This is a genomic window from Vibrio sp. 1288 (assembly GCF_033344475.1).
On the sequence record NZ_JAWPOX010000019.1, the window covers coordinates 1 to 26983 of the forward strand.

27 protein-coding genes are annotated in these 26983 nt (G+C 45.3%); 11 read left to right on the forward strand and 16 right to left on the reverse strand.

Annotation, left to right across the window (positions count from 1 at the left end):
• Window positions 1-107 precede the first annotated feature (107 nt).
• The 8 genes from R8O11_RS14875 to R8O11_RS14910 all read right to left on the reverse strand — a co-directional run bounded on the left by R8O11_RS14875 (window position 108) and on the right by R8O11_RS14910 (window position 6450).
• Window positions 108-1043 carry a glycosyl transferase family 90 gene (locus R8O11_RS14875; RefSeq protein ID WP_053303391.1) on the reverse strand — a complete coding sequence of 312 codons (936 nt, stop codon included), beginning with the start codon at window positions 1041-1043 and terminating at the stop codon, window positions 108-110.
• A complete protein-coding gene (gene coaD, locus R8O11_RS14880; RefSeq protein WP_017820709.1) occupies window positions 1030-1512 on the reverse strand; it encodes a pantetheine-phosphate adenylyltransferase in 483 nt (160 codons plus the stop codon). Before coaD ends, R8O11_RS14875 begins: the two co-directional genes overlap by 14 nt.
• Window positions 1513-1598: 86 nt before the next feature.
• The gene (gene mutM, locus R8O11_RS14885) at window positions 1599-2408 is read right to left on the reverse strand and encodes a bifunctional DNA-formamidopyrimidine glycosylase/DNA-(apurinic or apyrimidinic site) lyase (RefSeq protein WP_033905952.1); all 810 of its coding nucleotides are present in this window, start codon (window positions 2406-2408) and stop codon (window positions 1599-1601) included.
• Between the two features lie 102 nt (window positions 2409-2510).
• Window positions 2511-2987 (reverse strand): hypothetical protein, encoded by a 477-nt coding sequence (locus R8O11_RS14890; RefSeq protein WP_318194249.1) that lies wholly within the window; start codon window positions 2985-2987, stop codon window positions 2511-2513.
• Window positions 2988-3263: 276 nt separating this feature from the next.
• Window positions 3264-3434: a 50S ribosomal protein L33 gene (gene rpmG, locus R8O11_RS14895; protein ID WP_004410866.1), complete on the reverse strand. Its 171-nt coding sequence runs from the start codon at window positions 3432-3434 to the stop codon at window positions 3264-3266.
• 13 nt (window positions 3435-3447) lie between these two features.
• Window positions 3448-3684, reverse strand: a complete 237-nt coding sequence (rpmB, locus tag R8O11_RS14900) for a 50S ribosomal protein L28 (RefSeq protein ID WP_005384783.1) — start codon at window positions 3682-3684, stop codon at window positions 3448-3450.
• A 303-nt stretch (window positions 3685-3987) separates the two neighbouring features.
• Window positions 3988-4662 carry a RadC family protein gene (gene radC / locus R8O11_RS14905; protein WP_017820707.1) on the reverse strand — a complete coding sequence of 225 codons (675 nt, stop codon included), beginning with the start codon at window positions 4660-4662 and terminating at the stop codon, window positions 3988-3990.
• 114 nt (window positions 4663-4776) lie between these two features.
• Entirely contained in the window at window positions 4777-6450 is a 1674-nt protein-coding gene (locus R8O11_RS14910; RefSeq protein ID WP_033905951.1) for a methyl-accepting chemotaxis protein, read from the reverse strand.
• 193 nt (window positions 6451-6643) lie between these two features.
• On the opposite strand from R8O11_RS14910, the gene coaBC reads away from it, so the two are divergent.
• The 3 genes from coaBC to R8O11_RS14925 all read left to right on the forward strand — a co-directional run bounded on the left by coaBC (window position 6644) and on the right by R8O11_RS14925 (window position 9562).
• Window positions 6644-7843 (forward strand): bifunctional phosphopantothenoylcysteine decarboxylase/phosphopantothenate--cysteine ligase CoaBC, encoded by a 1200-nt coding sequence (gene coaBC, locus R8O11_RS14915; RefSeq protein ID WP_318194250.1) that lies wholly within the window; start codon window positions 6644-6646, stop codon window positions 7841-7843.
• A gap of 171 nt (window positions 7844-8014) precedes the next feature.
• The gene (gene slmA / locus R8O11_RS14920; protein ID WP_005379386.1) at window positions 8015-8605 is read left to right on the forward strand and encodes a nucleoid occlusion factor SlmA; all 591 of its coding nucleotides are present in this window, start codon (window positions 8015-8017) and stop codon (window positions 8603-8605) included.
• Window positions 8606-8611: 6 nt separating this feature from the next.
• Entirely contained in the window at window positions 8612-9562 is a 951-nt protein-coding gene (locus R8O11_RS14925) for a Kdo(2)-lipid IV(A) acyltransferase (RefSeq protein WP_253652099.1), read from the forward strand.
• Window positions 9563-9646: 84 nt separating this feature from the next.
• Here the strand turns inward: R8O11_RS14925 and pyrE are convergent, their stop codons facing one another.
• Together pyrE and rph are read right to left on the reverse strand one after the other, a co-directional pair.
• Complete coding sequence (gene pyrE, locus R8O11_RS14930; RefSeq protein WP_026000307.1) at window positions 9647-10288, reverse strand: orotate phosphoribosyltransferase; 642 nt, start codon at window positions 10286-10288, stop codon at window positions 9647-9649.
• Window positions 10289-10392: 104 nt separating this feature from the next.
• The gene (gene rph / locus R8O11_RS14935; RefSeq protein WP_031780917.1) at window positions 10393-11109 is read right to left on the reverse strand and encodes a ribonuclease PH; all 717 of its coding nucleotides are present in this window, start codon (window positions 11107-11109) and stop codon (window positions 10393-10395) included.
• Window positions 11110-11293: 184 nt separating this feature from the next.
• Here rph and R8O11_RS14940 point away from each other — a divergent pair, with 184 nt between their 5' ends.
• Window positions 11294-12160: a YicC/YloC family endoribonuclease gene (locus R8O11_RS14940; RefSeq protein WP_005379378.1), complete on the forward strand. Its 867-nt coding sequence runs from the start codon at window positions 11294-11296 to the stop codon at window positions 12158-12160.
• A gap of 55 nt (window positions 12161-12215) precedes the next feature.
• On the opposite strand, the gene R8O11_RS14945 is transcribed toward R8O11_RS14940, so the two are convergent.
• From R8O11_RS14945 to R8O11_RS14970, 6 genes are all read right to left on the reverse strand, one after another.
• Entirely contained in the window at window positions 12216-12641 is a 426-nt protein-coding gene (locus R8O11_RS14945) for a phosphate-starvation-inducible protein PsiE (RefSeq protein WP_025768316.1), read from the reverse strand.
• Between the two features lie 168 nt (window positions 12642-12809).
• The gene (locus R8O11_RS14950; protein WP_318194251.1) at window positions 12810-13649 is read right to left on the reverse strand and encodes an ABC transporter ATP-binding protein; all 840 of its coding nucleotides are present in this window, start codon (window positions 13647-13649) and stop codon (window positions 12810-12812) included.
• Between the two features lie 35 nt (window positions 13650-13684).
• The gene (locus R8O11_RS14955) at window positions 13685-14542 is read right to left on the reverse strand and encodes an ABC transporter ATP-binding protein (protein WP_005379371.1); all 858 of its coding nucleotides are present in this window, start codon (window positions 14540-14542) and stop codon (window positions 13685-13687) included.
• A gap of 9 nt (window positions 14543-14551) precedes the next feature.
• The gene (locus R8O11_RS14960) at window positions 14552-16378 is read right to left on the reverse strand and encodes an extracellular solute-binding protein (protein ID WP_005384774.1); all 1827 of its coding nucleotides are present in this window, start codon (window positions 16376-16378) and stop codon (window positions 14552-14554) included.
• Window positions 16379-16416: 38 nt separating this feature from the next.
• Window positions 16417-17460 carry an ABC transporter permease gene (locus R8O11_RS14965; protein WP_005379369.1) on the reverse strand — a complete coding sequence of 348 codons (1044 nt, stop codon included), beginning with the start codon at window positions 17458-17460 and terminating at the stop codon, window positions 16417-16419.
• 1 nt (window position 17461) lies between these two features.
• Window positions 17462-18487, reverse strand: coding sequence for an ABC transporter permease subunit (locus R8O11_RS14970; protein ID WP_005384771.1), 1026 nt, complete (start codon window positions 18485-18487; stop codon window positions 17462-17464).
• A gap of 820 nt (window positions 18488-19307) precedes the next feature.
• Between R8O11_RS14970 and R8O11_RS14975 the strand changes: the two genes are divergently transcribed.
• From R8O11_RS14975 to R8O11_RS15005, 7 genes are all read left to right on the forward strand, one after another.
• A complete protein-coding gene (locus R8O11_RS14975; protein ID WP_017634998.1) occupies window positions 19308-21908 on the forward strand; it encodes a TonB-dependent receptor plug domain-containing protein in 2601 nt (866 codons plus the stop codon).
• A gap of 65 nt (window positions 21909-21973) precedes the next feature.
• Window positions 21974-22738: a DUF3450 domain-containing protein gene (locus R8O11_RS14980; RefSeq protein WP_005379365.1), complete on the forward strand. Its 765-nt coding sequence runs from the start codon at window positions 21974-21976 to the stop codon at window positions 22736-22738.
• Between the two features lie 3 nt (window positions 22739-22741).
• Complete coding sequence (locus R8O11_RS14985; protein ID WP_017634999.1) at window positions 22742-24103, forward strand: MotA/TolQ/ExbB proton channel family protein; 1362 nt, start codon at window positions 22742-22744, stop codon at window positions 24101-24103.
• A gap of 9 nt (window positions 24104-24112) precedes the next feature.
• Complete coding sequence (locus R8O11_RS14990; protein WP_005379363.1) at window positions 24113-24640, forward strand: MotA/TolQ/ExbB proton channel family protein; 528 nt, start codon at window positions 24113-24115, stop codon at window positions 24638-24640.
• Between the two features lie 25 nt (window positions 24641-24665).
• Window positions 24666-25073, forward strand: a complete 408-nt coding sequence (locus R8O11_RS14995; protein WP_005379359.1) for an ExbD/TolR family protein — start codon at window positions 24666-24668, stop codon at window positions 25071-25073.
• A 4-nt stretch (window positions 25074-25077) separates the two neighbouring features.
• Window positions 25078-25710, forward strand: a complete 633-nt coding sequence (locus tag R8O11_RS15000) for an energy transducer TonB (RefSeq protein WP_005379353.1) — start codon at window positions 25078-25080, stop codon at window positions 25708-25710.
• 9 nt (window positions 25711-25719) lie between these two features.
• Window positions 25720-26943 carry a tetratricopeptide repeat protein gene (locus R8O11_RS15005; RefSeq protein WP_054579406.1) on the forward strand — a complete coding sequence of 408 codons (1224 nt, stop codon included), beginning with the start codon at window positions 25720-25722 and terminating at the stop codon, window positions 26941-26943.
• The last annotated feature ends 40 nt before the right edge of the window (window positions 26944-26983 follow it).

Consider the following 26983-nt stretch of genomic DNA (forward strand, 5'->3'; position numbering starts at 1 on the left):
TCTTTTAGTTGTTGATTTCATAACACTCTCCAATTTTGGGGGTAGAAAGTGTCAACCTTATTTAGGACGGCACAAAGATTATAAAAAAGGGGCGTTTCGCCCCTTTTTTATTGTTGCTGAGATAAAGCGAAGTACTTATCGGCAACCATCAATGAGATCAAACGCTCTTTACGTTTATCTTTGAACTGCTCAACCCACTGGTGCGCATTTTCAATGATCGCTAATGCTTCTTGCTCATTCGCTAGGTAATAATCCATCTTTTCGGGTAAATCCGAATAGTCATCCTTCACTTCAACATAGTGGACGCCTGCCTCTAACTTACCTTCCATAAACCAAGTCTCATATTTTGGCTTTGACATAATAACCAAGGAGTTAGACGACATAGCCCACTTAAGGTTGGTGGCCACATCATTGCCTTCTATACAGAGCAAAAACTTATACTGCAGTTGCTCTTCAATACTCATAAAGCCCTTTTCCCATGGTTTCCCTTCTACCGGGCGGGTCTGGCCAATATTGCATTGCGGATGGTTGTAAAACGCATGAATCACCTTTTTACGATGCGGCTGAAAACCCACGCCGCGCCACGCTACCATGTCCTTTTTATCTTGATAGCGAACAGGATCATCAATAAATTTAAAATGACGAACTTGATTAAGTTTCAACACCACTGAATTTTGGTTGTTACCAAAAATAGGGCGGCTTTTTATAAAGCTCGGTACATTGGGGATGTGTGTAACATCGCCGTTGATGTAGTTAAACGCAAAACTGGAAGGGAAATAGCGTACAACTTGGCGAAGATCGAAAAAATACGTCCAGCCTTTCGTTTTTTTGAATGTATCGATGGTCGAGTAACTTTGTTCTCGGCTATCAACTGAAAACGGCGTTTCACACTTATTGTAATAGTTCACCCGCTCAATACAGCGTTGCTGCTCTGCTTCGGTCAGATTCGAAAGTAAACGCTTGGCTTGTGCTCGATATACAAAGCGAGGGATAAGTATCGAGAGAGCGTTTGAGAAATAATAAGGGAACTTACTGTCTTTCATTCAGTTTTTCCCCAATCGCGATGGCTACTGGCTTGGGAACGAATTGTTCGATACTTCCGCCATGAATCGCGACTTCTCTCACGATAGTCGACGATAAAAACGCAAACTCTTCTTCAGGAGTTAAAAATACGCTCTCAATTCCTGGTAATAGCTTTCGGTACATGTTGGTCAGTCCAAACTCGTATTCAAAGTCTACCGTTGTTCGTAAACCACGAATAAGAACCTTAGCTTTCTCATTTCTCGCGAAATCCACTAATAACCCGGAGAACCCCTTTACCGTCACACCAGGTAAATGCGCTACAACGTCCTGCATCAGTGCAACGCGCTCTTCCAATGAAAACATGGTGTTCTTCGATGGGCTTGCGGCTACGCCAATCACAACCTCATCAAACATTTCGTGAGTACGTTCTATTAGATTGAGGTGACCATTAGTCACTGGATCAAAAGTGCCCGGATAAATGACTTTCATATAATTTACTAAGTTATTCGAAACTGATTGAATTATTGAGGCTCGAACGCAAGATTACAACAACTTAAGCTCGATAATAGCTCGACTTACTTCTGACACTCACTACAAAAGAAGGTATTACGTTGGCCAATCTTTAGCTCTTGAAGTCGTTCGCCGCACTCTGGGCATGGCTCTCCGGCTTTTCCGTAAACCAATAACTCTTGTGCAAAGTAACCCGGCTTTCCATTGGCTTGCGCAAAATCTTTCAGAGTAGTCCCACCTTGCGTAATGGCAACCTCAAGTGTCATTTTGATATTTTCAACAAGTAACCCCCACTCTTGAGAAGTTAGCTTACCTGCAGGCCTTGAAGGGTGAATTCGAGATTTAAACAACGACTCATTCGCGTAGATGTTCCCGACACCAACCACGACTTTGTTGTCCATGATGAACTGCTTGACGGCGACACGCTTATTTTTAGCTTTCTCCGCTACATATTCCGCATTGAACTCTTCAGTTAAAGGCTCAGGCCCCATGTTTGCTAGTAAAGCATGTGACTCACCAGGAGCACACCACAGCCATGCCCCAAAACGACGCGGATCGTTATAACGCAGTATTTTTCCACTGCTTAGTTTGAGATCCACATGATCGTGCTTTGCTGGCGGAAAGTCGGCATCTAGGACACGTAAAGACCCAGACATGCCCAAGTGAACAATGGCTGTACCTGTGTTTGTCTCGATCAGTAAGTATTTCGCACGACGGCTAATCGCACGGATCACCTGCCCTTCCAATTTTTTAAGCTCTGTAGGAATATCCCAGCGCAATTTAGGCGTTCGAAAAGTAAACGACTGGATCGTTTGTCCAACCATGTGGGGGCTAATCCCCATACGGCTCACTTCAACTTCTGGCAACTCAGGCATTAAATTCTCCAATTCACCGGCTAATAGTTCTCGCTGCTAGCATAATCGAAAAGAAAAACGATAAATAGGGAAGCTTATTAGGGGTATAGGCGCAAAAAGGCTCTACTCTGGCATAAGGTAGTTTTCATCGACGGAGATAGCGACCCATTTGTCTTGCCAGGTTTTAAATAGCCAAAAATCAGATAAACGAAAGAAAGTCACCCGCTGCGGCTCTTCGATATCCTGATACCAGACTTCTACCGTTTCAGGTACCGTCAGGTTAGGTTTTAAATGATCGTACTGTTTTGAGGTAAGCTCCGTCCCTTCTAATGATTGCCAGCGTGATACAAGTTCACTGATCGGTGCATCAACTTTGATGTTGGATTGCCACCGTCCATCATGCAGCTCGAACTCCCAGCCACTATAGTACAAAGACTCCACCGTATAGTCGGAGCGAAGTACATTTGGGTAAGGGTCTGCTTGATCTGTTAATAGGTAAGTTTTGATCCACATCGGCGCATTTAAGATCACTATAAATGCGATAATGCCCAGAATAAGAATATTGTTCCATCGGCGGCGACGAGCCGGACTCACACGCATAACCATCTCTACTCTCTTATCGTTATGAGTAAATTACCAAAGAGTATTGAGCTTGACTAGAACAACGGTGTGCAAGTGTGTAGGGAAGTTGTAACTAAGCGGCAGAGAGCGATCAATCAAAAATTCGAGTATAGAGTCGGACCAGTAAAATAGCTTCAGCAGTACTTTACAATCCGATGACGTACTGAACACTTTATCTTCAGCACTTTTATTCAGGTAATAAAAAACCCAACTCGAAAGTTGGGTTTTTCAATTCATCAAAGAGACTGAAACCAATTATTTGATTTTTGCTTCTTTGTACATAACGTGCTGGCGAACTACTGGATCAAACTTTTTGATCTCAAATTTGCCTGGCATGTTACGCTTGTTCTTATCAGTTGTGTAGAAGTGGCCTGTACCTGCAGAAGATACTAGACGGATTTTCTCACGAACGCCTTTCTTTGCCATTGCTTATTTCCTCTTAAACGTTTTCGCCACGTGCACGCATGTCTGCAAGAACAGTATCAATACCTTTCTTGTCGATGATGCGCATACCTTTAGCAGATAGACGTAGTTTAACAAAACGTTTTTCGCTCTCTACCCAGAAACGATGAGTTTGTAGGTTCGGCAGAAAACGACGCTTAGTAGCATTTCGTGCGTGTGAACGGTTGTTACCCGTTACTGGACGCTTACCAGTTACTTGGCATACTCGTGACATGAATGTCTTCTCCAAAATCGTTTCAGCTCGATATCAACCTTGGTGGCCGAACCTCTCTATCTCTCGAAAAGAAGTTAGAGGTTAAGAACCGCTATGGAAAATCCATACAAGGCTATCAAAGGTCGCGCATTATACTAACTTGATATGCATTGCTCAAGACCCGAACAGATCCTTTTTACAGGTTTTCGTGATCTTTTTTTTAGACAGCAGATTTTTTTAGCAGTCCAAGCTGAATTCAGTTAAAAATTTAGTGGCGTGGATGATAGCAGATTTTTAGCAACTAACAACCTAAAAAACGCACAGTTATATCCAGCCTCTTTCAGCAAAAGAGACACTTTCCCCATCTCCGATGACGAAATGGTCCAAAATACGAATATCCACCAATGCTAATGCGTCAATGAGACGCCTTGTAATCCTTCTGTCAGCTTGGCTCGGCTCAGCAACCCCTGAAGGATGATTGTGCGCCAAAATCAAAGCCGCCGCGTTATGATGCAGAGCACGCTTAACAACTTCTCTCGGATACACCGACGCTGCATCCAACGTTCCTTCAAATAAAATTTCATCTTTTATCACTCGGTGCTGGTTATCGAGAAAAAGAATATAAAAAGCCTCTCTTTGCCGATCCCTCAAAATAGAAGACAGATATAACTTAGTTTGGTCGGGGCTGGTTAAGGCATCACCACGCTTTAGCGTCTCCGCCAAGTAACGTTGTGTCATTTCTAGTACAGCTTGCAATTGAACATACTTGGCTTGCCCTAATCCTTTGTGACGACAAAACTCTTCTTCTGATGCTGAAAATAGTTGTCTGAGCGAACCAAAGTCTTGAATAAGGAAGTCTGCAAGCTCAATCACGTTCATTCCGCGGGTGCCTGTGCGCAAGAAGATGGCCAGTAGCTCAGCATCGGTCAAAGCTTGCGGCCCTCGTTGCAGTAGCTTCTCTCTGGGCATGGACTCATTTGGCAAAGCTTTCAGTATCATCTGATGTCTCTTTATATGGAAAGTGTCCCTATTCCACAAAACAAAAAGCGAAAGTCGAGTATGACTTTCGCTTTCTTCGTACTATCAGTGTTTTCCATGCAACTTAACAGTTCATCAGAGTTTAAAGTTGCCAACCAAGCCGTGAATTTCTGTTCCAGACTGTGATAGCTGCGTGCTGATTGACTCGGCATGCTGCAACGTCTCATTAATGTTGTTCACGATCTGTTGAATAGCCACTAAGTTTTGGTTGATGTCTTCTGCAACCGCGCTTTGTTCTTCTGCGGCAGACGCGGTTTGAATACCCATATCTCGAATTGTTCCGATAGAATGATGAACACCAGAAAGAGATTGCTGAATGAGCGCAGATTCTTCCGCCGTTTTGACACCTCGTTTTTGGCTCACCGACATCGTACTGACCGCTCTTGATACACCATTTTGTAGCTGCTTGAGCATGTCGCCAATTTCATGAGTACTATTTTGCGTACGACTGGCTAACGAGCGCACTTCATCCGCAACGACGGCAAACCCTCGACCTTGCTCACCGGCTCTAGCCGCTTCAATCGCCGCATTTAGGGCCAACAAATTCGTTTGCTCGGCTATCTCGCCAATCACATCCAGCACTTTGGTTATTTTTTCGGTCTGTAAACTCAACTCAGAAATTGCATCTGACGTGCTGTCTATCTCCGTCACGAGTTCGGTAATGCCTTCTATTGCTTGCTCGACCTCATGCTGAGCGGCGGTGACTTGACTGTTGGCATCGTCAATTGCCTGCGCGGTCGCATTAGTATTGCTGGCTACTTCTTTGGCAGTCATGCTCATTTGTGTCACCGCAGTCACGACTTTGTCCGTCTCTAAACAGTGGTCCTGCATTTGGCCGCTCGCTTGGCTGGTCTGAGTGTTCAGGCTTTGGGAAACGGTTTGTACTGTCGTCGCAGAGCGGTGGATATCCTGCATCAGTGGGTGCAGCTTATCCATAAACTCATTAAACGCCGCTGCCACTTCACCGACTTCATCCTGACTTTCGACTTTTAAACGAGCCGTTAAGTCACCGCCGCCTGCGGCAACATCTTTTAATGAAGCCGCGACATGTTGTAATGGCTGAATGCCTTTAGACACCACGATACTGGTGAGAACACTGGTAATGATCAATCCAATAGCGGAAATCAACACGGCAGATAATGTATGCTCTTTTAGCTCTTGAGTCTTTAACTCTCTGTGCATCGCAACTTGCTGGTCGATGTCATCAATATAAACGCCAGTACCTAAAACCCAGTCCCATTTCGATAGATATTCTGCATAGCCCAACTTAGGCGCTTGTGCGTCAATGGTCGGTTTGTGCCACGAGAAATAGAGGAACCCATCCCCTTTTTGAGAAGCGTCAATCAAGCCCGCAATAACTGCGACCCCATTTTCATCTTTTAAGTCGTAAAGGTTTTTACCCTCTAATGCAGGTTTGATGGCGTGCAACGTATTCACACCTTGAGAGTCGTAGGCAAAAAAGTAACCATCGCTTTCAAAGCGCATGGCTTTCAGAATTTCTTTTGCTGCCTCTTTATTACTTCCATTTACATCCGTGTCGTATAACGGTTTTATCGCCGTCACGCCCATCATCATATAGGCTTGTAACTCTTTCTTTTTCGTTTCGATGAGCTCTTGCCTGTCTCTTGCCAGCTCTGCTTCCAAACTTTTACTGCTGTTGATGTAATACACCACTGAGATCAACGTGGTGATCAACAACAGCGGAATTAGGGTTATCAGCAGCAATTTGTTTCGACTTTTCAACACCATGGTTTCCACTACCTCTTTTTCTTTTCAGACTTGCAAACTCCGCGCAACTTGTCTGTGAGGTAGGCGAGAATTTTCCCTTCCTCGGTCAGATTAATACTCTGGAGTTTGATGTGAATTATCTTCTCGTTATATATGCTCGGGCGGTCAGACTTTGAATTGTGTTAAAATCCGGTCATCAAATTGGAGATCTCACATGCAAACACTAGCAGGAAAGAAAATTCTACTCGGCATCAGTGGCGGTATTGCCGCGTATAAATGTGCGGAGCTAACCCGTCGCCTCATAGAGAGAGGAGCGCAAGTTCAAGTTGTAATGACGAAAGCCGCAAAAGAGTTCATTACCCCTTTAACCATGCAAGCCGTTTCGGGCCGTCCTGTCTCGGACAGTTTACTAGACCCAGCAGCGGAAGCCTCTATGGGCCATATTGAATTGGCCAAATGGGCAGATTTAGTGCTATTAGCGCCCGCGACCGCGGACTTAATCGCGCGCATGTCCGCAGGCATGGGGAACGATTTACTTACTACGCTCGTGCTCGCGACGGATTCCCCTGTTGCTGTTTCTCCTGCGATGAATCAACAGATGTATCGCAATATCGCAACCCAAGAGAACATCGCTACGTTAGCGCGTCGTGGTATGCACATCTGGGGCCCTGCGGCAGGAGAGCAAGCCTGTGGTGATGTAGGACCAGGTCGAATGCTGGAACCAATGCAGCTAGTACATCTATGTGAACAGTTCTTTCAACCAAAATTGCTAGAAGGTAAGTCGATACTCATTACCGCCGGACCAACTCGCGAAGCGATTGATCCAGTGCGTTACATTACAAACCATAGCTCCGGGAAAATGGGCTATGCATTGGCGAGCGCCGCAGCGCAGATGGGAGCAAAAGTCACCCTCGTGAGCGGTCCTGTCAGTTTAAATACGCCCGTAGGTGTTGAGCGCATAAATGTTTCCAGTGCACAAGAGATGCACGAAGCCGTTATGACACATGCAAACCAGCATGATGCCTTTATTAGCTGCGCTGCCGTTGCCGACTACCGCCCACAAACGATCGCGTCTCAAAAGTTGAAAAAGACAGAAGACAACGACGAAATGGTCATTAATATGGTTAAAAATACTGATATTGTTGCATCTGTGGCAGCAATGACGGAGAAGCGTCCGTTTACCGTCGGTTTTGCGGCTGAAACCAATGATGTAGAGACCTATGCTCGAGGCAAGTTAACGAAGAAAAACCTCGATATGATCTGTGCAAACGACGTTTCGGTTGCAGGGCAAGGATTTAACAGCAACGACAACGCAATTACCCTTTACTGGCCTGAAGGTGAACTTGCGCTCACTTTAGAATCAAAAGAAGCATTGAGCTTTAAAATTCTCGAAAAAATGCATCAATTGATGTAACTAACGTTTGAAAACCCTGCCAATTTTTTACAAAAGCTGGCATAAATTTGGTAAAAAAATGACAACTAAGGGTGTTAAATCTCCCATTCCACCCTTAGTGATCTAGTTTGAGGCGAAATAGCGTCTTATAATCCCCTCCGCTCAACTTTGTATTTTGAAAGGAAGTAACTAATGGCCGGCAGTAAAAAATCCAACCGTCGTGAAGAGATCTTACAAGCATTGGCAGAAATGCTTGAATCAACAGATGGCGCTTCACGCATTACTACGGCAAAACTGGCCAAGCAAGTCGGCGTTTCAGAAGCCGCTCTGTATCGTCATTTCCCAAGTAAAGCGCGCATGTTCGAAGGATTGATTGAGTTCATTGAAGAAGCCTTGATGACACGTATCAACCGTATTCTAGACGACGAAAAAGATACACTAGAGCGTATTCGTATGGTGATGCACCTTATTTTGGCGTTCTCTGAACGTAACCCAGGTCTGACACGCATTTTGTCGGGTCATGCTCTAATGTTTGAAAATGAACGCCTACGTGAACGCATCAATCAACTCTTTGAGCGTATAGAAACACAATTGCGCCAAATCCTGCGTGAACGTAAGATTCGTGAAGGGAAGTCTTTCCCTGTCGAAGAGCGCATCCTAGCCGCGCAAATTCTGGGACAAGTTGAGGGGAGCCTAAACCGCTTTGTGCGTAGCGACTTTAAATACCAGCCGACTGCAAACTTTGACGAGTACTGGGCGCTTTTGAGTGCACAAATAAAGTAAAAGACTATGAGTAAAGACAAATACACGCAGCCCGAGTTTTCTCTTTCACTTCTTCACCCTCGTAACTGGGGCGTATGGCTTGGTTTTGGTCTGTTGGCCATCCTCGTCAATATTCTTCCTTATCGGCTGCTGCTTTCATTAGGTCGTTCACTCGGTAAACTTGGCATGCGCTACGGTAAAAAGCGTGTCCACGTTGCTCAGCGTAACTTAGAATTGGCCTTTCCAGACAAAACAACTGAAGAGATTCAACATATTGTTGAAGAGAACTTCAAAAATACCGGTATGGCACTGATAGAAACCGGAATCACTTGGTTCTGGCCGACTTGGCGCTTTAAAAACCTGATCGTCGAGAAAGATCTCGGCGCACTGCGTGAAAAAGCCAAAGAAGGTAAAGGCGTCCTACTTTGTTGTGTCCATGCTCTAAATCTAGAGATCACTGCGCGTGCTTTCGCCGTGTTAGGCGTGGCCGGGTACGGCGCGTTTCGTCCGCATAATAATCCTGCTTATAACTTTATCCAGTATTGGGGACGAACACATAACGGCAATAAACTGATTGATCGTAAAGATGTAAAAAAGATGATTCGTGTATTACGCAGTGGTGAGCGTCTGTTCTATTTACCGGATCACGATTACGGTCGCAAAAAATCAGTATTTGTGCCCTTCTTTGCCGTAGACGATGCGTGTACAACAACAGGCACGAGCATTCTGGCGTATACCTCAAAATGTGCGATCATCCCAGGCTCAGGGTTTCGCAATGACGAAGGAAAATACGACATCATCGCCGATAAGTGCATTGAAGCCGACTATCCACAAAAAGACGAAGTCGCCGCTGCCGCTTATATGAACAAGTATGTGGAAGAAGTCATTCTACGCGCTCCAGAGCAATGGATGTGGCTCCATAAACGCTATAAAACCATGCAAGATGAGCATGTCGAGAAAGGCATTCGCTATAAGTAAGTGGTCAAGGCGATGAATCCAAAAACAAAAAAGGGCAGATGAATATCCATCTGCCCTTTTTACTTTTTCAGAAAAAGTAACCAATTAAATGCCGTATTCTGCGCGGTACGCTTTGACTGCTTCTAGATGCTCTTTGTCTGTGCCTTTCTCTTCAAGGAAAGTCACAAGGTCAGTCAGGCTAACGATTGAGATGATTGCACAACCAAAGTCACGCTCCACTTCTTGGATCGCAGACAACTCACCTTTGCCTTTTTCTTGGCGGTCAATCGCAACCAACACACCAGCAAGGTCTGCGCCATTTGCTTGAATGATTTCCATCGATTCACGAATCGCAGTACCTGCTGTGATTACGTCATCCACTAGCATGATGCGACCTTCAAGCGCAGAGCCTACAAGGTTACCGCCTTCGCCGTGATCTTTCGCTTCTTTACGGTTGAAGCAGTAAGGCGTGTCGACGTCATGATGATCCGCCAGCGCGACTGCTGTTGTCGTCGCGATTGGAATCCCTTTGTACGCCGGGCCAAACAGCACATCAAACTCAATGCCTGAATCAGCGAGCGCGGCTGCGTAAAAACGACCAAGACGCGCTAGGTCACGACCAGTATTGAAAAGACCAGCGTTAAAGAAGTACGGGCTTTTACGGCCAGATTTCAAAGTAAACTCACCAAACTTAAGAACTTCTTTCTCAAGTGCAAACTCAATAAATTCACGCTGGTATGCTTTCATTATTTTCTCTCTATGTCCTTGGTTTCTTGTGTCTCTTCTCGACAATCATTCATTTCTCTATTGTCGAGATAAAAAAATAGCCCCCATAATGGGAGCTATCTAAATCAATTGGCTAACGCCGCCTTCTGCGCTGCGACAATTTCCGTAATGCCGACTTTCGCCGACTCGAGCAATGCCATCAACTGTTCGTGACTGAACGGTTCACCTTCTGCGGTGCCCTGAATTTCAATCATCTTGCCTTCTTCGGTCATTACTACGTTCATGTCTGTGTCTGCCGCTGAATCTTCAACGTATTCAAGATCACACAATACTTCGTCGCCTAGTAAGCCGACAGAAACTGCCGCTACGTGGCCTTTCATTGGGTTTGCTTTTAGCTTGCCGCTATCTACTAGGTGTTGGAACGCATCGGCCATTGCAACACTTGCGCCGCTGATAGATGCAGTACGCGTACCACCGTCAGCTTGGATAACGTCACAGTCAACGGTGATCATGAACTCACCCATGGCTTTTAGGTCGACAACAGCGCGTAGGCTTCGCGCGATAAGACGCTGAATTTCCATCGTACGGCCGCCTTGTTTGCCACTTGCCGCTTCACGACGAGTACGCGAATGTGTTGCTCGAGGTAGCATGCCGTATTCAGCTGTAACCCAGCCTTTACCTTGACCTTTTAGCCAACGTGGCACAGATTCTTCGACGGTCGCATTACACAACACTTTGGTGTTACCGAACTCAACTAGCACTGACCCTTCAGCGTAAGCTGTGTAGTTACGAGTAATTTTGATAGGGCGAACTTGATCCGCCTTGCGATCGTTTGGACGCATGGGCATCTACCTTAAATATGAGGAGAAGACGATTTGGTTGGGCGAAGATTATAACGGAATCGATTCCGGATTCATAGGTTACGCATCTGGCACAACATAAACAATCCATACATCCCGCGCACCTATCGACGCAGCGTGATACACTCTTGAAGTAATTTTCAAAAAATGAAGACAGGAAAATTCGATGATTTACAGTATGACAGCGTATGCACGCAAAGAAGTAAAAGGCGATTGGGGTTCTGCGGTATGGGAAATCCGCAGCGTGAACCAGCGTTATTTAGAAACATACTTCCGCATGCCAGAACAATTTCGCGGGTTAGAGCCCGTTTTACGTGAGCGCTTTCGTAAGCGCTTAGCGCGAGGCAAAGTAGAATGTAATCTGCGTTTTGAAGCAAACCCTGCCGCAAAAGGTGAGCTTAGCATCAATGAAGCGCTTGCTAGCCAGGTAATTAAAGCCGCTGAACAAGTCATGCACATGACTGGTGAACTGAGCCGAATCAATCCATTTCAAGTCATGCAATGGCCGGGGGTAATGGAAACGCCAGAGCAAGACATGGATGCGGTAAATAAAGTGCTACTAGAAGCGTTTGATGGCGCAATGGATGAATTTATTGAAGCGCGCGCTCGTGAAGGCGAGAACATGAAGGCGCTGATTGAGCAACGCCTAGAAGCGATCACATCAGAAGTTGTGAAAGTGCGCGCACGCATGCCAGAAATACTAGAGTGGCAACGTGAACGACTATTCTCGAAGTTCGAAGACGCTAAAGTGGAACTGGATCCATCTCGTATCGAGCAAGAGCTTATCCTTCTGGCACAGAAATCAGACGTAGCAGAAGAGCTAGACCGTCTTGATTCTCACGTAAAAGAAACCACAAACATTCTGAAAAAAGGTGGCGCAGTCGGTCGTCGTCTGGACTTCATGATGCAAGAGTTCAACCGTGAATCGAACACGCTAGCGTCGAAATCCATCAGCACCGACATCACCGCATCGGGCGTTGAACTGAAAGTTCTAATTGAACAGATGCGTGAGCAGATCCAAAACATTGAATGATCTAAAAGTCATCGAGTATTGAAACAAAAAAGCCCCGCTAATACGGGGCTTTCTTTTATTCGTCTTTTTCCAAGGTACTGTTATCAACGTAGGGCCAATAATGATGTCCAATTCTGATCAGCAAAGTAGCCGCAGCCAAAATAAACGCAGCCAGAGATAACCACACAACCAAAACTGCATCCAGCTCTTTCATTCCGAGAGTGATATAGCGGGCGATCGCCATCATCGCGATGTAGATAGGATAGCGTACCGGAATTTTACCGTTCATCACGAACTGCTGCACCATGGCGAGCACTTCCAGATAGATAAACATCAAAAGAATATCTGTGAGTAAGACACGCTTCTCTACAAATACGTGCACAAACTCTTGCATCATGGCGTACAACGTCGCCAAGGTAATAGAGACTAATAACACCGCCTCCAAAATATGGAAGATTTTCAGGAAAGGTCGACTAAAGGATTTCGGTAAATTCGACGGCATGGTCCATTATCCAAACAAAGAAAATAGGCCTTGAGTTTAGCATGCAACGATCTTCAATCAATCAGAATAAACATCAGTGCGAATCGACTCCAAGTCCTGGCATTTGCTTATAAAAATGCTCCGCTTATTTGGCGGAGCGCTTTTGTGTTATAGGACCTGTGGCATCACTTACGCCACTTGCTGCTTTTTTTCAGCTACGCGCTTTTTCTTCCGATATTTAGGGTGAGTGATCGGAATCGCAGATAGGAGCTTTTTGGTGTATTCGTTTTGCGGGTTTGCATAAATTTCTTTAGCGCTGCCTGCTTCTACCACTTTACCAAAATACATCACGGCAACTTTGTCAGAGACATGTTTCACCACCGAGAGATCGTGAGAGATAAATATGATCGCCAAATTCATTTCTTGTTGCAGTTGTAGCAATAGGTTCAAGATTTGCGCCTGTACCGACACATCTAACGCAGATACCGATTCATCACAAATCAGTAGTTTAGGCTTCAATGCAATCGCGCGAGCAATACCGATACGCTGCCGTTGTCCGCCTGAAAATTCATGTGGATAACGGTTTACTGCCGTTTCTGGTAATCCCACTTTGATTAAAAGCTCTTTTACCCATTGTTTACGCTCTGTTGGCGTGCCAATTTTATGAATAACAAGCGGTTCTTCCAGAATCATACCGATGGTATGACGCTGATTGAGTGACTCCATTGGGTCTTGAAAGACGATTTGCATGTCTTTACGCAGCGAGCGCATCTCTTTAACAGACAATTTAGTGATGTCTTTACCTTCAAAGAAAATCTTACCTTCCGTTGGCTCGTATAACTTTAAGATCGTGCGACCAAGGGTGCTTTTACCACAACCTGACTCACCAACTAGCCCCAGTGTTTCACCTTCAGAAACAGACAGTGAAACCCCGTCTACCGCTTTGATGGTGTAGCCTTTCTTGAACAGCCCTTTACCAGAAACAAAGTGCTGCTTAAGATTTTCAATTCTTAATACTTCTTTTGCCATAACATCCTCTTTTATGACTGGTTCACTTTGCTCAGTTAACTGGCAAACATACTGGCATCAATAGGCTTGATATCGATCATCTGCTTTGGCTCATTATCTAAGCTCGGCATCAACCCCATCAAACGCTCTGTGTATGGGTGCTGCGGGTTATCAAACAACTCAAAAATTTCTGCTTTTTCGACAATACGCCCACCATACATCACGGCAACATCATCACACACTTCTGCCACAACCCCGAGGTCGTGAGTGATGAAGATCATTGCCATGCCTGTTTCTTCCTGAAGCTCGTTCATCAGTTCAAGGATAGACGCCTGAACCGTAACATCCAACGCTGTAGTCGGTTCATCACAAATCAGAATATCCGGCTTACAGGCCAATGCCATCGCGATCATGACACGCTGGCGCATACCACCAGATAGGTTATGGGGATACTCATTCAATCGCTTCTCTGGCATTGGAATTTTTACTTTTGCCAGCATCTCAATCGAGTACGCCTCCCGCTCCTTTTTGTCGAGCTCAGGTCGATGGAGCTCAAGCACTTCACATATTTGACGACCAATGGTGTGCACTGGGTTGAGCGCCGTCATCGGGTCTTGGAAGATGATCGAAATACGATCGCCACGCATGGCGTACATCTCTTCCGCAGGCAAATCAACTAGGTTGGTGCCGCGATAATTCACTTCACCTTTAATGATGTTGCCATATGGCTTAGGTAATAGCCCCATGATCGACATTGAAGTTACGCTCTTGCCACTACCTGACTCTCCCACCAGGCCGAGTGTACGTCCAGCTCTCACATCAAAGTTCACACCATGCAGAACCTTCACTGGCCCATCATCGGTGGTAAATTCAACTTCGAGATCTTTAACACTTAGGATTACATCGTTTTCCATAACCAATCCTTACAGCTTATAAGTGTCATCTACGACAACAACAGGTTCAAAAGCTTTGCCTGATTTCATCGCTTGTTTCGTTTCTTTTTTGATATCACTATCAATCCAGTAAGTGCCATCGCCTATGATTGAACCACTGAACAGCGCCTCTGTCATGCGATTCATTGGCTTATCTGGAAACTTTAACCAGCGCCAGTGACCATAGCGGACATAAGGAACCATGTAGCCTGGGACGATAACGTGAGCATCAATGATGTCACGCTGAATCTCATGACCTAGCTGGATCTTTTTATCCATATCCATGCCAAAACGATACTCGATGATCTTTTCATCCAGTTCTGGCGTGCTGTAGTTTGTGAAAGAGTTAGTTTGCGGCTTGTTCGCATTGACTGAATGGAAGTACTCCCAATACGTTGGGATCTCAGACGTACCCATATCTAAGAAAGCCAAATCGTGCTTTTTCTCACGTACGTATTTGAACATGGATGAGCCATCAACTAACTTGAGCTCAATATCCAGCCCTGCTAGCTTGGCTTGCTCACGCAAAAAGGCAATACGAGGAGTATGAACAGGTGTTCCGTAGGTCAGCTCGAAGCTTAAGCGCTCACCTTTATCATTGACACGAATACCATCAGAACCAATTTTGTTAAAGCCTGCGGCTTCGAATGCCTCGGCCGCTTTTGCGGGATCAAACTTCGGTGCCTTAGCATCTGGTAGGGTGTATTTACCATGACCATAACCGGTCGGGTTCGGTTTACGGGAGTAGTCGCCACGCATGACATTCTCTATCATGCCATCAAAGTCAATCGCGTAAGTAATGCCCTTGCGAATGTTTAAATCATCCAGCAAAGGCATCGCGGTGTTCATCCATACACCACCAGCCCCAACTGGGAATTGGTTGTAACCCCAGAACTTTTGAATGTATCCCTTTTGGTAAGGTTCCGTATTCGATTTATCATGCCACAAGCTTGGTAAAACAAGACCAAATGCGTCCAGCTTCCCTTTCTCAAAGTGCTTCATCGCGATATCACTGTCGCGAATCACTGTGATGCGGATTTTGTCGACATTATAGCGATGTTGATAATACTTATTGCTGTAACCCCACCAGTCTTCACCGACATGTTTGAAGGTCACACTTTTACCTTTTTTAATGTCATCTAGGTAGTATGCACTGGTCGTTGGTTCACTTTTAAAATTGTAGTAGCGGACAAAGTTGTCATGTATACCGTCACCATTTTCATCTTTTGAAGGGTTAGCATAAAAATGTGCGGGACGTGGGCGCAGAGCCCCCATTCGTAACAGCAATTCTTCCGGATTAAACTCTTTCGCCGCCTTAACAGCAAACGTATGAGTGTCGTACTTGATAACATCCGCAATCGTTTTGTTGTAGTAATCGTTGTACCAAGGTTCCAAGATGTCTTTGGAACGATAAAACTTCAGCATGAACACGAAATCGTCGGCAGTCACAGGTTTGCCGTCCGACCATTTGGCTTCAGGGTTGAGTTTGAAATAGACCGTTTTGTTGTCACCTGCTAACGCCCACTCGTTAGCAAGCTCAGGGATGAACTCTAAAGTATCTGGGTGGCGGACCACCAAGCCTGGTGTTTCATCTAAGATAAAAGAACGTAGCCCTGCATTAGCGTCTGGACCAACACTACGTAACGTCTGCGGGAAACTTGACATAAAGGTGCGATAAGTCCCTCCACGTTTCGCTTCTGGCGAACCATATTGAGGCTCATCCCAGTTTGTTTGCCAGTTTAAGTCGGTCGGAAGCGTTGCTGACATTGCACCAAAACTCAGGGCGCTCAGCGTGGACGCTAAAAATAATTTCTTCATAAAACTTCCCTTTTTTATGTTTTGCTCACAATGCTCGCTTAAACATAGCGTGTGAATTTTTTCGGGTCGAAAGCCGCTCGAATGGCTTCACCAATAAAGGTCACCATTACCAGAACCAGAACAATAGAAGTCACTACTGACGCAACAATCCATGGCGAATCTAAGTTTGACTTACCTTGTTGCAGTAGTTCACCCCAACTTGGCGTTGGTGGCATCAAGCCTAAGCCTAGGTAATCGAGAGCAGTCAGTGCTGTGATGTTAGCTGCAATAGTGAAAGGCGCTAGGGTTACAATCATCACCATCGTATTTGGCAAGATGTGATTAAACAAGATACGTCCAGTCGATGCCCCTAAAGCACGAGCCGCCATTACATATTCTCGTGCCGCTTCTTTATAGGTCATGGTCCGCATGTACCATGTCATACCCATCCAAGTGAAAAGCACGTTAATAGCGACAAAGAGAGCAAACGTCGGCTGAACGATTGAGACAAGAATCATAATGACGTACAAAAACGGGACCATTGACCAGATTTCGATAAGTCGCTGTACAAACAAGTCAAATTTACCGCCCCAAAAACCCATAGCACAACCGACTGCAGTACCGATCGCGTAGGAAATGGCCATCGTAAGCAACGCAAATCCCATCGCCGTTCTGAATCCGTAGACGAGTCGCGCCAAAATATCGCGACCTATCACATCTGTACCTAAATAATGCTTATTTTCGGCACTAGGTGCTGTTGGCGGGAAATCACCACTAAAATCTTGTTCATATGGGTTCCACGGCACAAGCGGCAAAATAACAAAGTTGTCGCCCCCTTCAGCCTCAAACGCTTTTTGCAGTACACGATAATCGGCTTCACTGGATGACTCTTGGCCGAATTCGCTACCTAAACGTACGTCACTGACAACAGGAAAATAGTAGCTACCATCGTACTTGACGACTAGCGCTTTACTGTTGATCAAAAGTTCGGCGAATAAAGAAAGGATCAACATGATAGAAAGAGCAACAAACGACCAATAGCCTCGTTTGATCTCTTTAAAGTGACGAATTTTCTTTTGAGTTAATGGACTAACTTTAATCATGTTACGCTCCAAACTTCACACGTGGGTCGACTAAAGCAACACAAATATCTGAAATGATGTTACCAATGAGCAGTAACAACGCATTAATGGCGACAATACCCATAACAACAGGGTAATCACGCTCCATGATTGATTCGTAACCTAATAAGCCAATGCCATCAATATTGAAGATAACTTCAATCAGGAAGGCACCGGTCATGAAGAACAACAAAGAGTTACCAAAGTGACTCGCGATTGGAATTAAGCTGTTACGCAACGCGTGCTTACGAACTGCTTTTTTGAAAGGTAATCCTTTCGCAATTGCGGTGCGGATGTAATCTGAGGAAAGGTTTTCCATCAGGTTATTTTTCATTGTCATCGTCAGCGTGGCAAAATCACCAATGAGGTAACAGATCAAAGGCAACACCGCATGCCACATAATGTCTTTAGCGCGTTCAAAGAAGGTTTCGTAATCGTCGAAGTCATCGCCGACAAAGCCTCCCATCGGAAACCATTCCAAGTGATAACTAAATAACGTGATCAGCAATACACCCACCACATAACCTGGTAGCGCGTAGCCTACGAAAATGAGTACTGAAGAAGCGGAATCAAACACAGAACCGTGCTTGAGTGCCTTATAGTAACCAAGAGGAATCGAGATAAAATAACTAATAAAGAAGGTCATGCCGCCATAAAACAACGACACTGGCAAACGCTCTGCGATCATGTCCGAGACAGGCTCGTAGTAACGCGTCGACTCGCCAAGATCTAGCATTACCAAACGACTTAACCACTCGACGTACGCTTCCGTTACAGGTTTATCCAGGCCATAAAACGCATTCAGCTCCGCGATTTGATCGTCAGAAAGGGCCGTATTACCACCCGCAGACGTCATTGATGCGGCGCCATCTCCCTGAGACTGCATTTGTGACAACATGCGTTCAACAGGTCCGCCAGGCACGAAACGAGTGATAGCAAAGATGAGAATAGTTATCCCGAGAAACGTTGGGATAACCAACGCCAAACGGCGTAAAAAGTACGACAGCATATACAACTTGCTCCTTGTCTACTGTCCAGTTCAAACGGAGTGAAAGAGGATATTTTCCGCCCAAAATGGTGCATATTTATCTCGTAGTAACTAAAACTGTTGAAGCACACTCCCTGCGCCTCAAGAGCTAGACTTTTCTACTACTGCAATAATTTCAGCGTCATATTTATCTTGAATCCACATCAGCTTCAAGTGTTTGAAACCAAAACATGACAAACTTCCTTCGATGTCGAAAAACAGAAATGTTTTTGTAAAAAATTATAAAAAACCACAAAAATAATTCATACAGAATATCAATCTAGGCTGTTTAGAGCCAAAACCCTACATAAAAATGCACCCTACACACATAAATAGACACATAATCCAAGGTTATATTTGACCTAAAAATACGAGTGAGCCCTTTAACAGCAATGGGTATCATATTTTGATACCACCTAATAAGTTCGAGCTAACAAAGTATGGATTCGATATAAAACTCATCTCAGAACAATTCACTGGAAAAATATCTTTTTCCAGATTCAATTACCCACTAAAAAACCATAGGCAAGATAAGTCATTAAAGTTTATAAGAAACACAAAATACGGTGTTTTATTGAAATTTAATCTCGATTCATAAACCTTATTCGGTTTTTTATTCCGCCTTTTAAATAAAGCCTGGTTATTTACATCTTTTTTACATTTAAGCATCCCCGTTTACCACTGGTTTGACTTCCTTTTTTCATCTCGGTTATACATTGGCCGAACGTTAACGAAATATTAACGTCACATTTGGCCGCTATGCGGCCAGACATAGGAAATAATAATAATCGGAGCAACAAGGATGTATAAAAACACAACCGCTTTATCTGTTGCGATAAGCCTTGCTTTGGGGACAGCAGCAGTTGCAGCCCCAGCAACAGCACTGGCAGAAGAGCAGCAAGTTGAAAAACTTCAAAAGATGAAAGTTACTGGTTCGCGTATCTCCACGACGGATATGGAAGGTCCTTCACCAGTTACTGTTATTAATAGTAAAGACATTGAGTCTAAAGGCTTTAACAGCGCGCAAGACGTATTGAACAGTTTGACCCAAAACACAGGTGGTGTAATGGCTCAAACAGACTCTTTCTCGTTTACACCAGCAGCGCAGTCAGTCAACTTACGTGGCCTTGGCGCGTCACGCACATTGATTCTTATTGATGGCCGTCGTCTTCCTCAATACCCGCTAGCACAAGATGGTACATCTAACTTCCAAGATATCGGCCAAATCCCTGTCGCCGCTATTGAGCGTGTTGAAGTAATGACCGACTCAGGTTCTGCTATCTACGGCTCCGACGCAATCGGTGGTGTCGTAAACTTCATTTTAAAGAAAGACTTTGATGGCGTTTCTGTAAAAGTACGCGCGGGTGACGCGACGGATGGTGGTTACCAAAATGGTCGTTTAGACGTTGTAGCTGGCAAAAACTTTGACGACAAACGTATTCTCTTCGTTGGCCAATTTGCGGGCAACGAAATGCTAAAGCAATCTGACCGAGATGATTGGGCTGGCGATGACGGTTCTAGCCGTTCTCAGCTAAGTGGCTACTCTAGCTACGGTGCAAACTTTGAAGGCGCCAACGGAACACTCCTAACACCAGCTGATGCTGGTTCTTCCTGTAAAGAAGTCGTTGGTGATGCCGCGATTGAACGAGCGGATGGAAAGTGTGGTGTTAACCGCTCTGCATACCGAACATTAAAACCAGAAAACAAACAAGTAGACCTACTTTTACGTGGTGAAATGGACATTAACGACAATGTCACTGCCATGGCAGAAGCCCGTTTTGGCTACAAGTCTACAGAATCTGAATTCGAACCTAACCCTTACAGCGTTGAAGTTGATGCCACTCACTTCCGCGGCGAAGGCGAATACACTCGCCGTATGGTCGAATTTGGACCACGCGAAAGTAACACTGAAGCCGATTCTTTTGGCTTAACCTTAGGCTTGAACGGCCTGCTTGCTGATACGTATGATTGGGACCTATCCGCTGGTTACTCTGAGCAAAGCGTTGAAACAAGCAACCCAGCAATCTTCCTAACTCTCGACCAAGCTGTACAAAATGGTGATGTCGATCTTCTAGGGCCTATCTCTCAAGACGTTGTAGACAAATACAGCGGCACTTCAAGCAAAGAAGCTTACTCAAAGCTTTACTCTGTTAACGGCTCACTGGCTGGTGATTTGGTTGAACTTCCTGCAGGTATGTCTGGCTTTGCTGTTTATGGTGAATGGAACCGTACTGACTACAATGAGACGATTGATGCGACAACAGCAGCTGGTGGTTTCTCTGGTCTAGGTGGAACATCAGGCGGCGGTGACCGCGATCAGATTGGTCTTGGTGTTGAAGCTCTTATTCCTATCATTGAAGATTTAGAAATGACTGTCGCTGGTCGTTACGACCACTACTTCGACGACTCGGCAACTGGCGGCGCATTCACTCCTAAAGTAGCCCTAGCATACCGTCCTACTGACACCCTATTGCTACGTGGTAGCTACGGTCTAGGCTTCCGAGCTCCAGACTTGAAGCGACTATTTGGTGATCAAACTCGAGGCTTTGGTTCTGGTTTTGACCCTGTGCTTTGTGCCAACGCTGGTGGTAGCGGCCCACAAGATAAAGACAAGTACCCAGAGTGTGATACTCAGTACTTCGATACGCTTAATGGCCCTAACTCTGAGCTGAAAGAAGAAACAAGTACAAACATTAACTTGGGCCTAGCGTGGGAGCCTGTGGATGATCTTGGTGTAACTGTTGACTGGTACCACATCAAGATGGAAGACGTCGTAACAGCACCAACTTACCAAGACGTAATTAACGATCCAGGTAAATACCCAGGTACTGAAGTCGTTCGTAACCCAGATGGCACCATCAAGTCGGTATCCTATGGTCCAGTGAACCAGTCGTATGAAGAGCGTTCTGGTATTGACCTAGCGATCAAATACGCATACGACACTAATGAGTTCGGTTCATTTAACACGCGTGTTGCTGTAACGAAGATCTTGATTGCTGAATATCAAGAAAACGACAGCGAGCCTGTAACGGATGAAAGAGATTTCATGCCTGAATACACCGCAACGTTAAATCTTGGCTGGGCATATGAAGATGTCGCTATCAACCTATTTGGTAAATACCGCGACCGTATGTGTTCAAGCTACGCAAACCGTTACTACTTTGATGACTGTGATTCTGCTAAAAAAGCGGGTTACAAAGCAGAAATCGCTAGTATGACAACGTGGAACCTAACGGCTTCTTACCAATTCAACGAGAGTGGTCGTGTAACTCTTGGTGCTATCAACATGTTTGACAAAGTACCGCCTGCAGATCCTCTAAGCGATACCTCTCCATTCTATGCAACTGGGTATGACGATCCAATCGGACGTCAGCTATACGTCGAGGCATCATACGACTTCTAAAAAATATTTGGCGCGGGTTTTCCGCGCCCTTTTCGACTGACTAAAACACTGACAAGGATGCAACCATGAAATTCAAGGAATTTGGTCTCAGTGCCATAGCTGCAGCATTGCTTACTATCAGTAGTAGCTCTATAGCGGCCAACTCTGGTGCTGTCGTTTCCACACAAGCAAAAGCAAATCAATCTTCAGAAGCTTCGCAACAAAAAATCGACAATTATGCCGAAAGTACTGAAGGCATGTTGGCAGAATACAAAGGCTTACTACGTCAAATCGACAGCATGAAAGTCTACAACGAGCAAATTAATCGTATGGTTCAATCACAGCAAGGTGAATTGGACTCATTAAATAACCAAATTGCTCAGATCGATCAAACGGCAACAGAAGTAGTGCCACTAACACTTAAAATGATCGATGCACTCGATGAGTTTGTGACTCTCGATCTGCCTTTCCAGAAAAAAGAACGTAATAAACGTGTCCAAGAACTGCGTCGTCTCATGGATCGCGCCGACGTAACGACTTCTGAGAAATTCCGTAAAGTGATGGAAGCCTACCAAATTGAAGAAGGCTTCTCTCGCTCAATTGAATCTTACAAAGCTAGCCTAGATAGAAATGGGGAAACCGTGACTTACGATTTCCTACGTATTGGTCGCACGGCGCTTTTATTCCAATCTCCAGACGGTGGTGAGACAGGTATGTGGAACCAACAAACACGTCAATGGGAAACATTACCGGAAAGCTACCGCATAGCGGTACAGCAAGGCCTTCGTATCGCGAAGAAGCAAGCGCCACCAGCGCTAATCAAATTGCCTGTATATGCTGGGGAGGAATAAGAGATGAAAGGATTCAAAACTCTAGCCGCTGGTCTACTAGCGAGCTTATTTATGGCTTCAGGCGTACAAGCAGAAACGCCTAAAAACCTATCTGAACTACTCAAAAACGTAAAATCAGAAAGCATCGTTGAGTCAAAAGAGAATAAAGCCCGTGAAGCTGAGTTCAAGAACAACCGAGATAAGCAAGCGGCATTATTGCAACAGGCTCGTGAAGAGCTAGCTTCACAGCAAGCACTGGGCGATCAACTTAAAGCGACATTTGATGAAAACGATAAGCAGCTGACTGAACTAACAGAAACCTTACGTGTTCGCTCTGGTACTTTGGGCGAAATGTTTGGTGTGGTCCGCCAATATGCGGGCGAGTTTAAAGGCTTATTTGCAGCCTCTCAAAACGCAGTTCAGTTCCCAGAGCGTGACGCGCTACTAACGAAACTGGCTGAAAGCAAAGAACTGCCATCAACACAAGAGCTAGAAGCATTCTGGCATACCATTCTTCAACAAGTGGTTGCCTCAGGCGAGACAGCAACAACCCAAGCCACGGTTGTTTATGGCGAAGGTAAAGAAGCGGTTCGCGATGTTACTCTTGTCGGTGAATTTAACGCGATTGCCGATGGTAAGTACGTTACTTATGTACCTCAAACAGGTAAGTTCGAAGAACTCTCTCGACAGCCTCGCACCAATATTACGCGTCATGTTGCAGGCTTTGAGTCAGCGTCAAACAGCTATGAGCCACTGTTTATTGACCCATCCCGTGGTGTAATTCTGTCTCTACTTGTACAAAGCCCTACCGTTCAAGAACGTATTGATCAAGGTGGCATTGTAGGTTACGTCATCCTTGGTATGGGTGCAGTTGGCGCTATCATTGCTCTAGTTTGCTTCCTACGCCTTCAAGTGATTGGCGGTAAAATGCGTAAGCAAGCGAAATCAGAAACCGTGATTCCTGGTAACCCTCTGGGTGAAGTTATCCAAGCTTACCAAGAGCACAAAGGTGACAACCTTGAAGATCTGGAAGCGAAACTGGACGAAATCATCCTACGTAACGCACCGAGCATTGAACGCTTTATCAGCTCAATCAAACTGTTCGCTTCTGTAGCACCACTTCTAGGTCTACTGGGTACGGTTATGGGTATGATCGGTACGTTCCAAGCAATCACACTATTTGGTACAGGTGATCCTAAGCTAATGGCTGGCGGTATCTCTGAAGCACTTGTTACTACGATGCTTGGTCTGGTTGTCGCAATTCCTCTACTGTTCCTGTACACCATCGTACACAGTAAAGGTCGTCGTTTGGTTCAAACTCTTGAAGAACAGAGTGCAGGCTTCATCGCTCGCTATCAGGAAAAACTACATAAAGCCGAAAGCTAAGGAGGCGTTATGTGGTGGTTAGTTGGAGAACTTGAATCAATTAGGCGCTTCTTGGGAATGGGTGGCGATGTACTCGTCGCCATCTTCATCCTCAGCTTTATGCTTTGGGCAGTATTGTTAGAACGTTGGTTCTATTTTGCTGCCGTCGCTCCAAAAGCCATGAAAAAAGCCGTTGGCTCATGGCAGGGGCGATCAGAGCACCAGAGCTGGAACGCTAAGATGATCCGACAAGAAATTGTTTCTCGTCAGGACATTGAGAATAAAAAGGGCCTGCCAATCGTGAAAGTGTTGATTGCGCTTTGTCCCTTACTGGGTTTGCTCGGCACCGTTGTTGGCATGATCCAAGTATTCGACATCTTAGCGGTAACAGGAACAGGAAGCCCTCGAGCAATGGCCTCGGGGATCTCAAAGGCAACAATCCCAACGTTAGCCGGGATGGTGGCTTCTCTATCAGGACTGTTCTTTAGTTCACGTCTTGATCATTTAGCCAAAGTCACAACGCAAAAGCTGGAAGATAAGCTAAAGCATATTGCCTGAGTAAATGGAATTAGAGGTATAGGTCATGAAAAGACGCTATAGCAGTGATAGCAGTGATGAAACCGCTATCGATATGACACCGATGCTCGACATCGTATTCATCATGTTGATCTTCTTTATCGTAACAACATCGTTCGTAAAAGAAGCTGGTCTAGAAGTAAACCGCCCGACGGCAAGCTCTGCGCAAACCGTGAAAAAAGGTAACATCATGGTCGCAGTTGGTGCGGCGGGTGATGTTTGGGTTGATAAACGCCGCATCGAAGTGGACGCGGTTCGCGCGAATATTGAACGTCTTCGTGCAGAAAGCCCTGATGGCGCAGTTGTTATCCAAGCCGACACAGAAGCAAATGCTGGCGTAGTCGTGAAGGTTATGGACCAGATCAAAATGGCAGGTGTAGAAAGCATCTCCATTGCCGCAACCAATAAGGATTAAGCTTATGCGGTATCTGGCCTCAATTGCACTGGCGCTCATTGTCTCCCTCGGGTTGTTCTGGGGGATGGACAAGCTAGTAAACAAAGAGCGCCACGAGTTAGTGTCGAATGATGACCTGCGTATGGTCGAGTTTATTCGCATTAAACCAGACGAAAAAATACAGGAGAAAAAACGCGAACTTCCAAAGCCACCACCGCCTAAGCGTCCGCCGCCGCCGCCAGAAATGAAAGTGACAGCGACAGTAAAACCGGTGATGGAGCAGACCCCAATGGATATGCCAAAGCTTGACCTACCCGTAAATGTTACAGGTGGTTCGGTGCTTGGACATTATAGCCAGGGTGGAGGTGCGCAACTCGCGGGTAGCGGAGGTCCAACACCTCTAGCGACATTCCAACCTCAAATGCCTAGGAAAGCTGCGAAAGCAGGAATAGAAAAAGGGGTCGTCTTATTAGAGTTTACTGTCAACGCACGTGGTGCCGTAGAGGACATCAAAGTTCTTAAAGAGCAACCACGACGCTTAGGCCTCGGTCGAGCGGCAAGAAAAACAGTCTCTAAATGGACATTTAAACCAAAATTGGTTGACGGGAAACCTGTTAGCTCGCGCCTATCGCAAGAAATAGAGTTCTCAACCAATTAAGGAGTCACGATGAAAAGTTTATGGAAAAGCAAAGTGGCTTCTTTAATTCTCTTCGTAGGAGTGGCAATGGCCGCTCCTACGATGGCAAAAGAAGCTCCTCAGTTATCAGATCGGACATTTCGAACCGTTAACAAAGTGCAAGAGTTGATCGCAACTGAAAAATATTCAGCAGCGAAAGAAAAACTAGCAAGCGCTTTAGAAAGCACAAGTTCGAAAAAATACGACCGAGCAGTTTTACTTCAGCAGACTGGCTTTTTGTATTCGCTACAAGACAATTATGTGCAAGCAGCAAAATACTTTGCCGAAGCATTACAGCTCGACGCACTTCCCGTTCCTGTTGCTCAACAAGTTCGCTACAGCTTGGCTCAGCTTTACCTAGCTGAAGAAAAGTATACGTTATCTGTAAAAACGATGAAGGAATGGTTCAAGGTTGCAGAAACAACCAAAGAGAAGCCTCAAGCTCATGCTTATATCACGTTAGCGAGCGCCTATGTTCAGTTGGAAGATTACAGAAATGCAATCCCGCCAACCAAAAAAGCCATCGCGATGAGCAAGAGCCCAAGTGAGTCTTGGTACTTAATTCTCGTTGCATCTCACTACGAGTTAGGCCAGCTGAAAAGCGTTGCCAGTGTACTCAAAACTCTGACTTCAAAGTACCCTCAGAAAAAGCGTTACTGGATGCAACTTTCTGGTGTCTACATGGAGCTAGGTCAAGAGCGCAACTCTCTAGCCACCCTAGAAATGGTTTACAAAATGGGGAAACTAGAAGGAGAGAAGGAATATTTACGCTTTGTAAACTTCTTGGCTTATCAAGGTATTCCATATAAAGCAGCCAAAACTCTTGAAAAGGAAATGGCAGCTGGAAACATTGAAAAGACGAAGGAAAACTATGACCGCCTAGCCAGTTTCTGGCAGCAAGCTAAAGAGCTAGATAAATCAATTCTCGCTTATAAAAAGTCATATAACCTCGCTCCTTCTGCTAAAACGCAAATTCAGATTGCTCGCTTAATGATACAAGACAAGCAGTATTCTGAAGCAACTCGTTTTGTAGAAAGCGCGGCATCCAGTGCCTCTAAAGAGCAAAAGGCAGAACTTGAATACATTCGCGGGATGGCCTATTTCGAGCTTAAGCAACCACAAAAGGCCTTGCAGGCGATGAAAGGCGCTGCTCAATCGCCAAAATTCAGGTCAACCGTTAGCCCTTGGATAAATTTCCTAGAGTCTCAAGGATAATTCGAAGATTAAGTGTGAGTCAGTCGCACGCCTGGGGAAG

Excerpts from the sequence above, each read along its gene's own strand:
- R8O11_RS15000 (WP_005379353.1), top strand. The coding sequence starts at position 25,078 with ATGCGGTATCTGGCCTCAATTGCACTGGCGCTCATTGTCTCCCTCGGG.
- R8O11_RS15005 (WP_054579406.1), top strand. The coding sequence starts at position 25,720 with ATGAAAAGTTTATGGAAAAGCAAAGTGGCTTCTTTAATTCTCTTCGTA.
- slmA (WP_005379386.1), top strand. The coding sequence starts at position 8,015 with ATGGCCGGCAGTAAAAAATCCAACCGTCGTGAAGAGATCTTACAAGCA.
- R8O11_RS14975 (WP_017634998.1), top strand. The coding sequence starts at position 19,308 with ATGTATAAAAACACAACCGCTTTATCTGTTGCGATAAGCCTTGCTTTG.
- R8O11_RS14980 (WP_005379365.1), top strand. The coding sequence starts at position 21,974 with ATGAAATTCAAGGAATTTGGTCTCAGTGCCATAGCTGCAGCATTGCTT.
- rph (WP_031780917.1), bottom strand. The coding sequence starts at position 11,109 with ATGCGTCCAAACGATCGCAAGGCGGATCAAGTTCGCCCTATCAAAATT.
- R8O11_RS14945 (WP_025768316.1), bottom strand. The coding sequence starts at position 12,641 with ATGCCGTCGAATTTACCGAAATCCTTTAGTCGACCTTTCCTGAAAATC.
- pyrE (WP_026000307.1), bottom strand. The coding sequence starts at position 10,288 with ATGAAAGCATACCAGCGTGAATTTATTGAGTTTGCACTTGAGAAAGAA.
- R8O11_RS14925 (WP_253652099.1), top strand. The coding sequence starts at position 8,612 with ATGAGTAAAGACAAATACACGCAGCCCGAGTTTTCTCTTTCACTTCTT.
- R8O11_RS14990 (WP_005379363.1), top strand. The coding sequence starts at position 24,113 with ATGTGGTGGTTAGTTGGAGAACTTGAATCAATTAGGCGCTTCTTGGGA.
- mutM (WP_033905952.1), bottom strand. The coding sequence starts at position 2,408 with ATGCCTGAGTTGCCAGAAGTTGAAGTGAGCCGTATGGGGATTAGCCCC.
- R8O11_RS14955 (WP_005379371.1), bottom strand. The coding sequence starts at position 14,542 with ATGGAAAACGATGTAATCCTAAGTGTTAAAGATCTCGAAGTTGAATTT.
- R8O11_RS14995 (WP_005379359.1), top strand. The coding sequence starts at position 24,666 with ATGAAAAGACGCTATAGCAGTGATAGCAGTGATGAAACCGCTATCGAT.
- rpmB (WP_005384783.1), bottom strand. The coding sequence starts at position 3,684 with ATGTCACGAGTATGCCAAGTAACTGGTAAGCGTCCAGTAACGGGTAAC.
- R8O11_RS14940 (WP_005379378.1), top strand. The coding sequence starts at position 11,294 with ATGATTTACAGTATGACAGCGTATGCACGCAAAGAAGTAAAAGGCGAT.
- R8O11_RS14985 (WP_017634999.1), top strand. The coding sequence starts at position 22,742 with ATGAAAGGATTCAAAACTCTAGCCGCTGGTCTACTAGCGAGCTTATTT.
- R8O11_RS14875 (WP_053303391.1), bottom strand. The coding sequence starts at position 1,043 with ATGAAAGACAGTAAGTTCCCTTATTATTTCTCAAACGCTCTCTCGATA.
- R8O11_RS14970 (WP_005384771.1), bottom strand. The coding sequence starts at position 18,487 with ATGCTGTCGTACTTTTTACGCCGTTTGGCGTTGGTTATCCCAACGTTT.
- R8O11_RS14910 (WP_033905951.1), bottom strand. The coding sequence starts at position 6,450 with ATGGTGTTGAAAAGTCGAAACAAATTGCTGCTGATAACCCTAATTCCG.
- coaD (WP_017820709.1), bottom strand. The coding sequence starts at position 1,512 with ATGAAAGTCATTTATCCGGGCACTTTTGATCCAGTGACTAATGGTCAC.
- coaBC (WP_318194250.1), top strand. The coding sequence starts at position 6,644 with ATGCAAACACTAGCAGGAAAGAAAATTCTACTCGGCATCAGTGGCGGT.
- rpmG (WP_004410866.1), bottom strand. The coding sequence starts at position 3,434 with ATGGCAAAGAAAGGCGTTCGTGAGAAAATCCGTCTAGTATCTTCTGCA.
- R8O11_RS14960 (WP_005384774.1), bottom strand. The coding sequence starts at position 16,378 with ATGAAGAAATTATTTTTAGCGTCCACGCTGAGCGCCCTGAGTTTTGGT.
- radC (WP_017820707.1), bottom strand. The coding sequence starts at position 4,662 with ATGATACTGAAAGCTTTGCCAAATGAGTCCATGCCCAGAGAGAAGCTA.
- R8O11_RS14890 (WP_318194249.1), bottom strand. The coding sequence starts at position 2,987 with ATGCGTGTGAGTCCGGCTCGTCGCCGCCGATGGAACAATATTCTTATT.
- R8O11_RS14965 (WP_005379369.1), bottom strand. The coding sequence starts at position 17,460 with ATGATTAAAGTTAGTCCATTAACTCAAAAGAAAATTCGTCACTTTAAA.
- R8O11_RS14950 (WP_318194251.1), bottom strand. The coding sequence starts at position 13,649 with ATGGCAAAAGAAGTATTAAGAATTGAAAATCTTAAGCAGCACTTTGTT.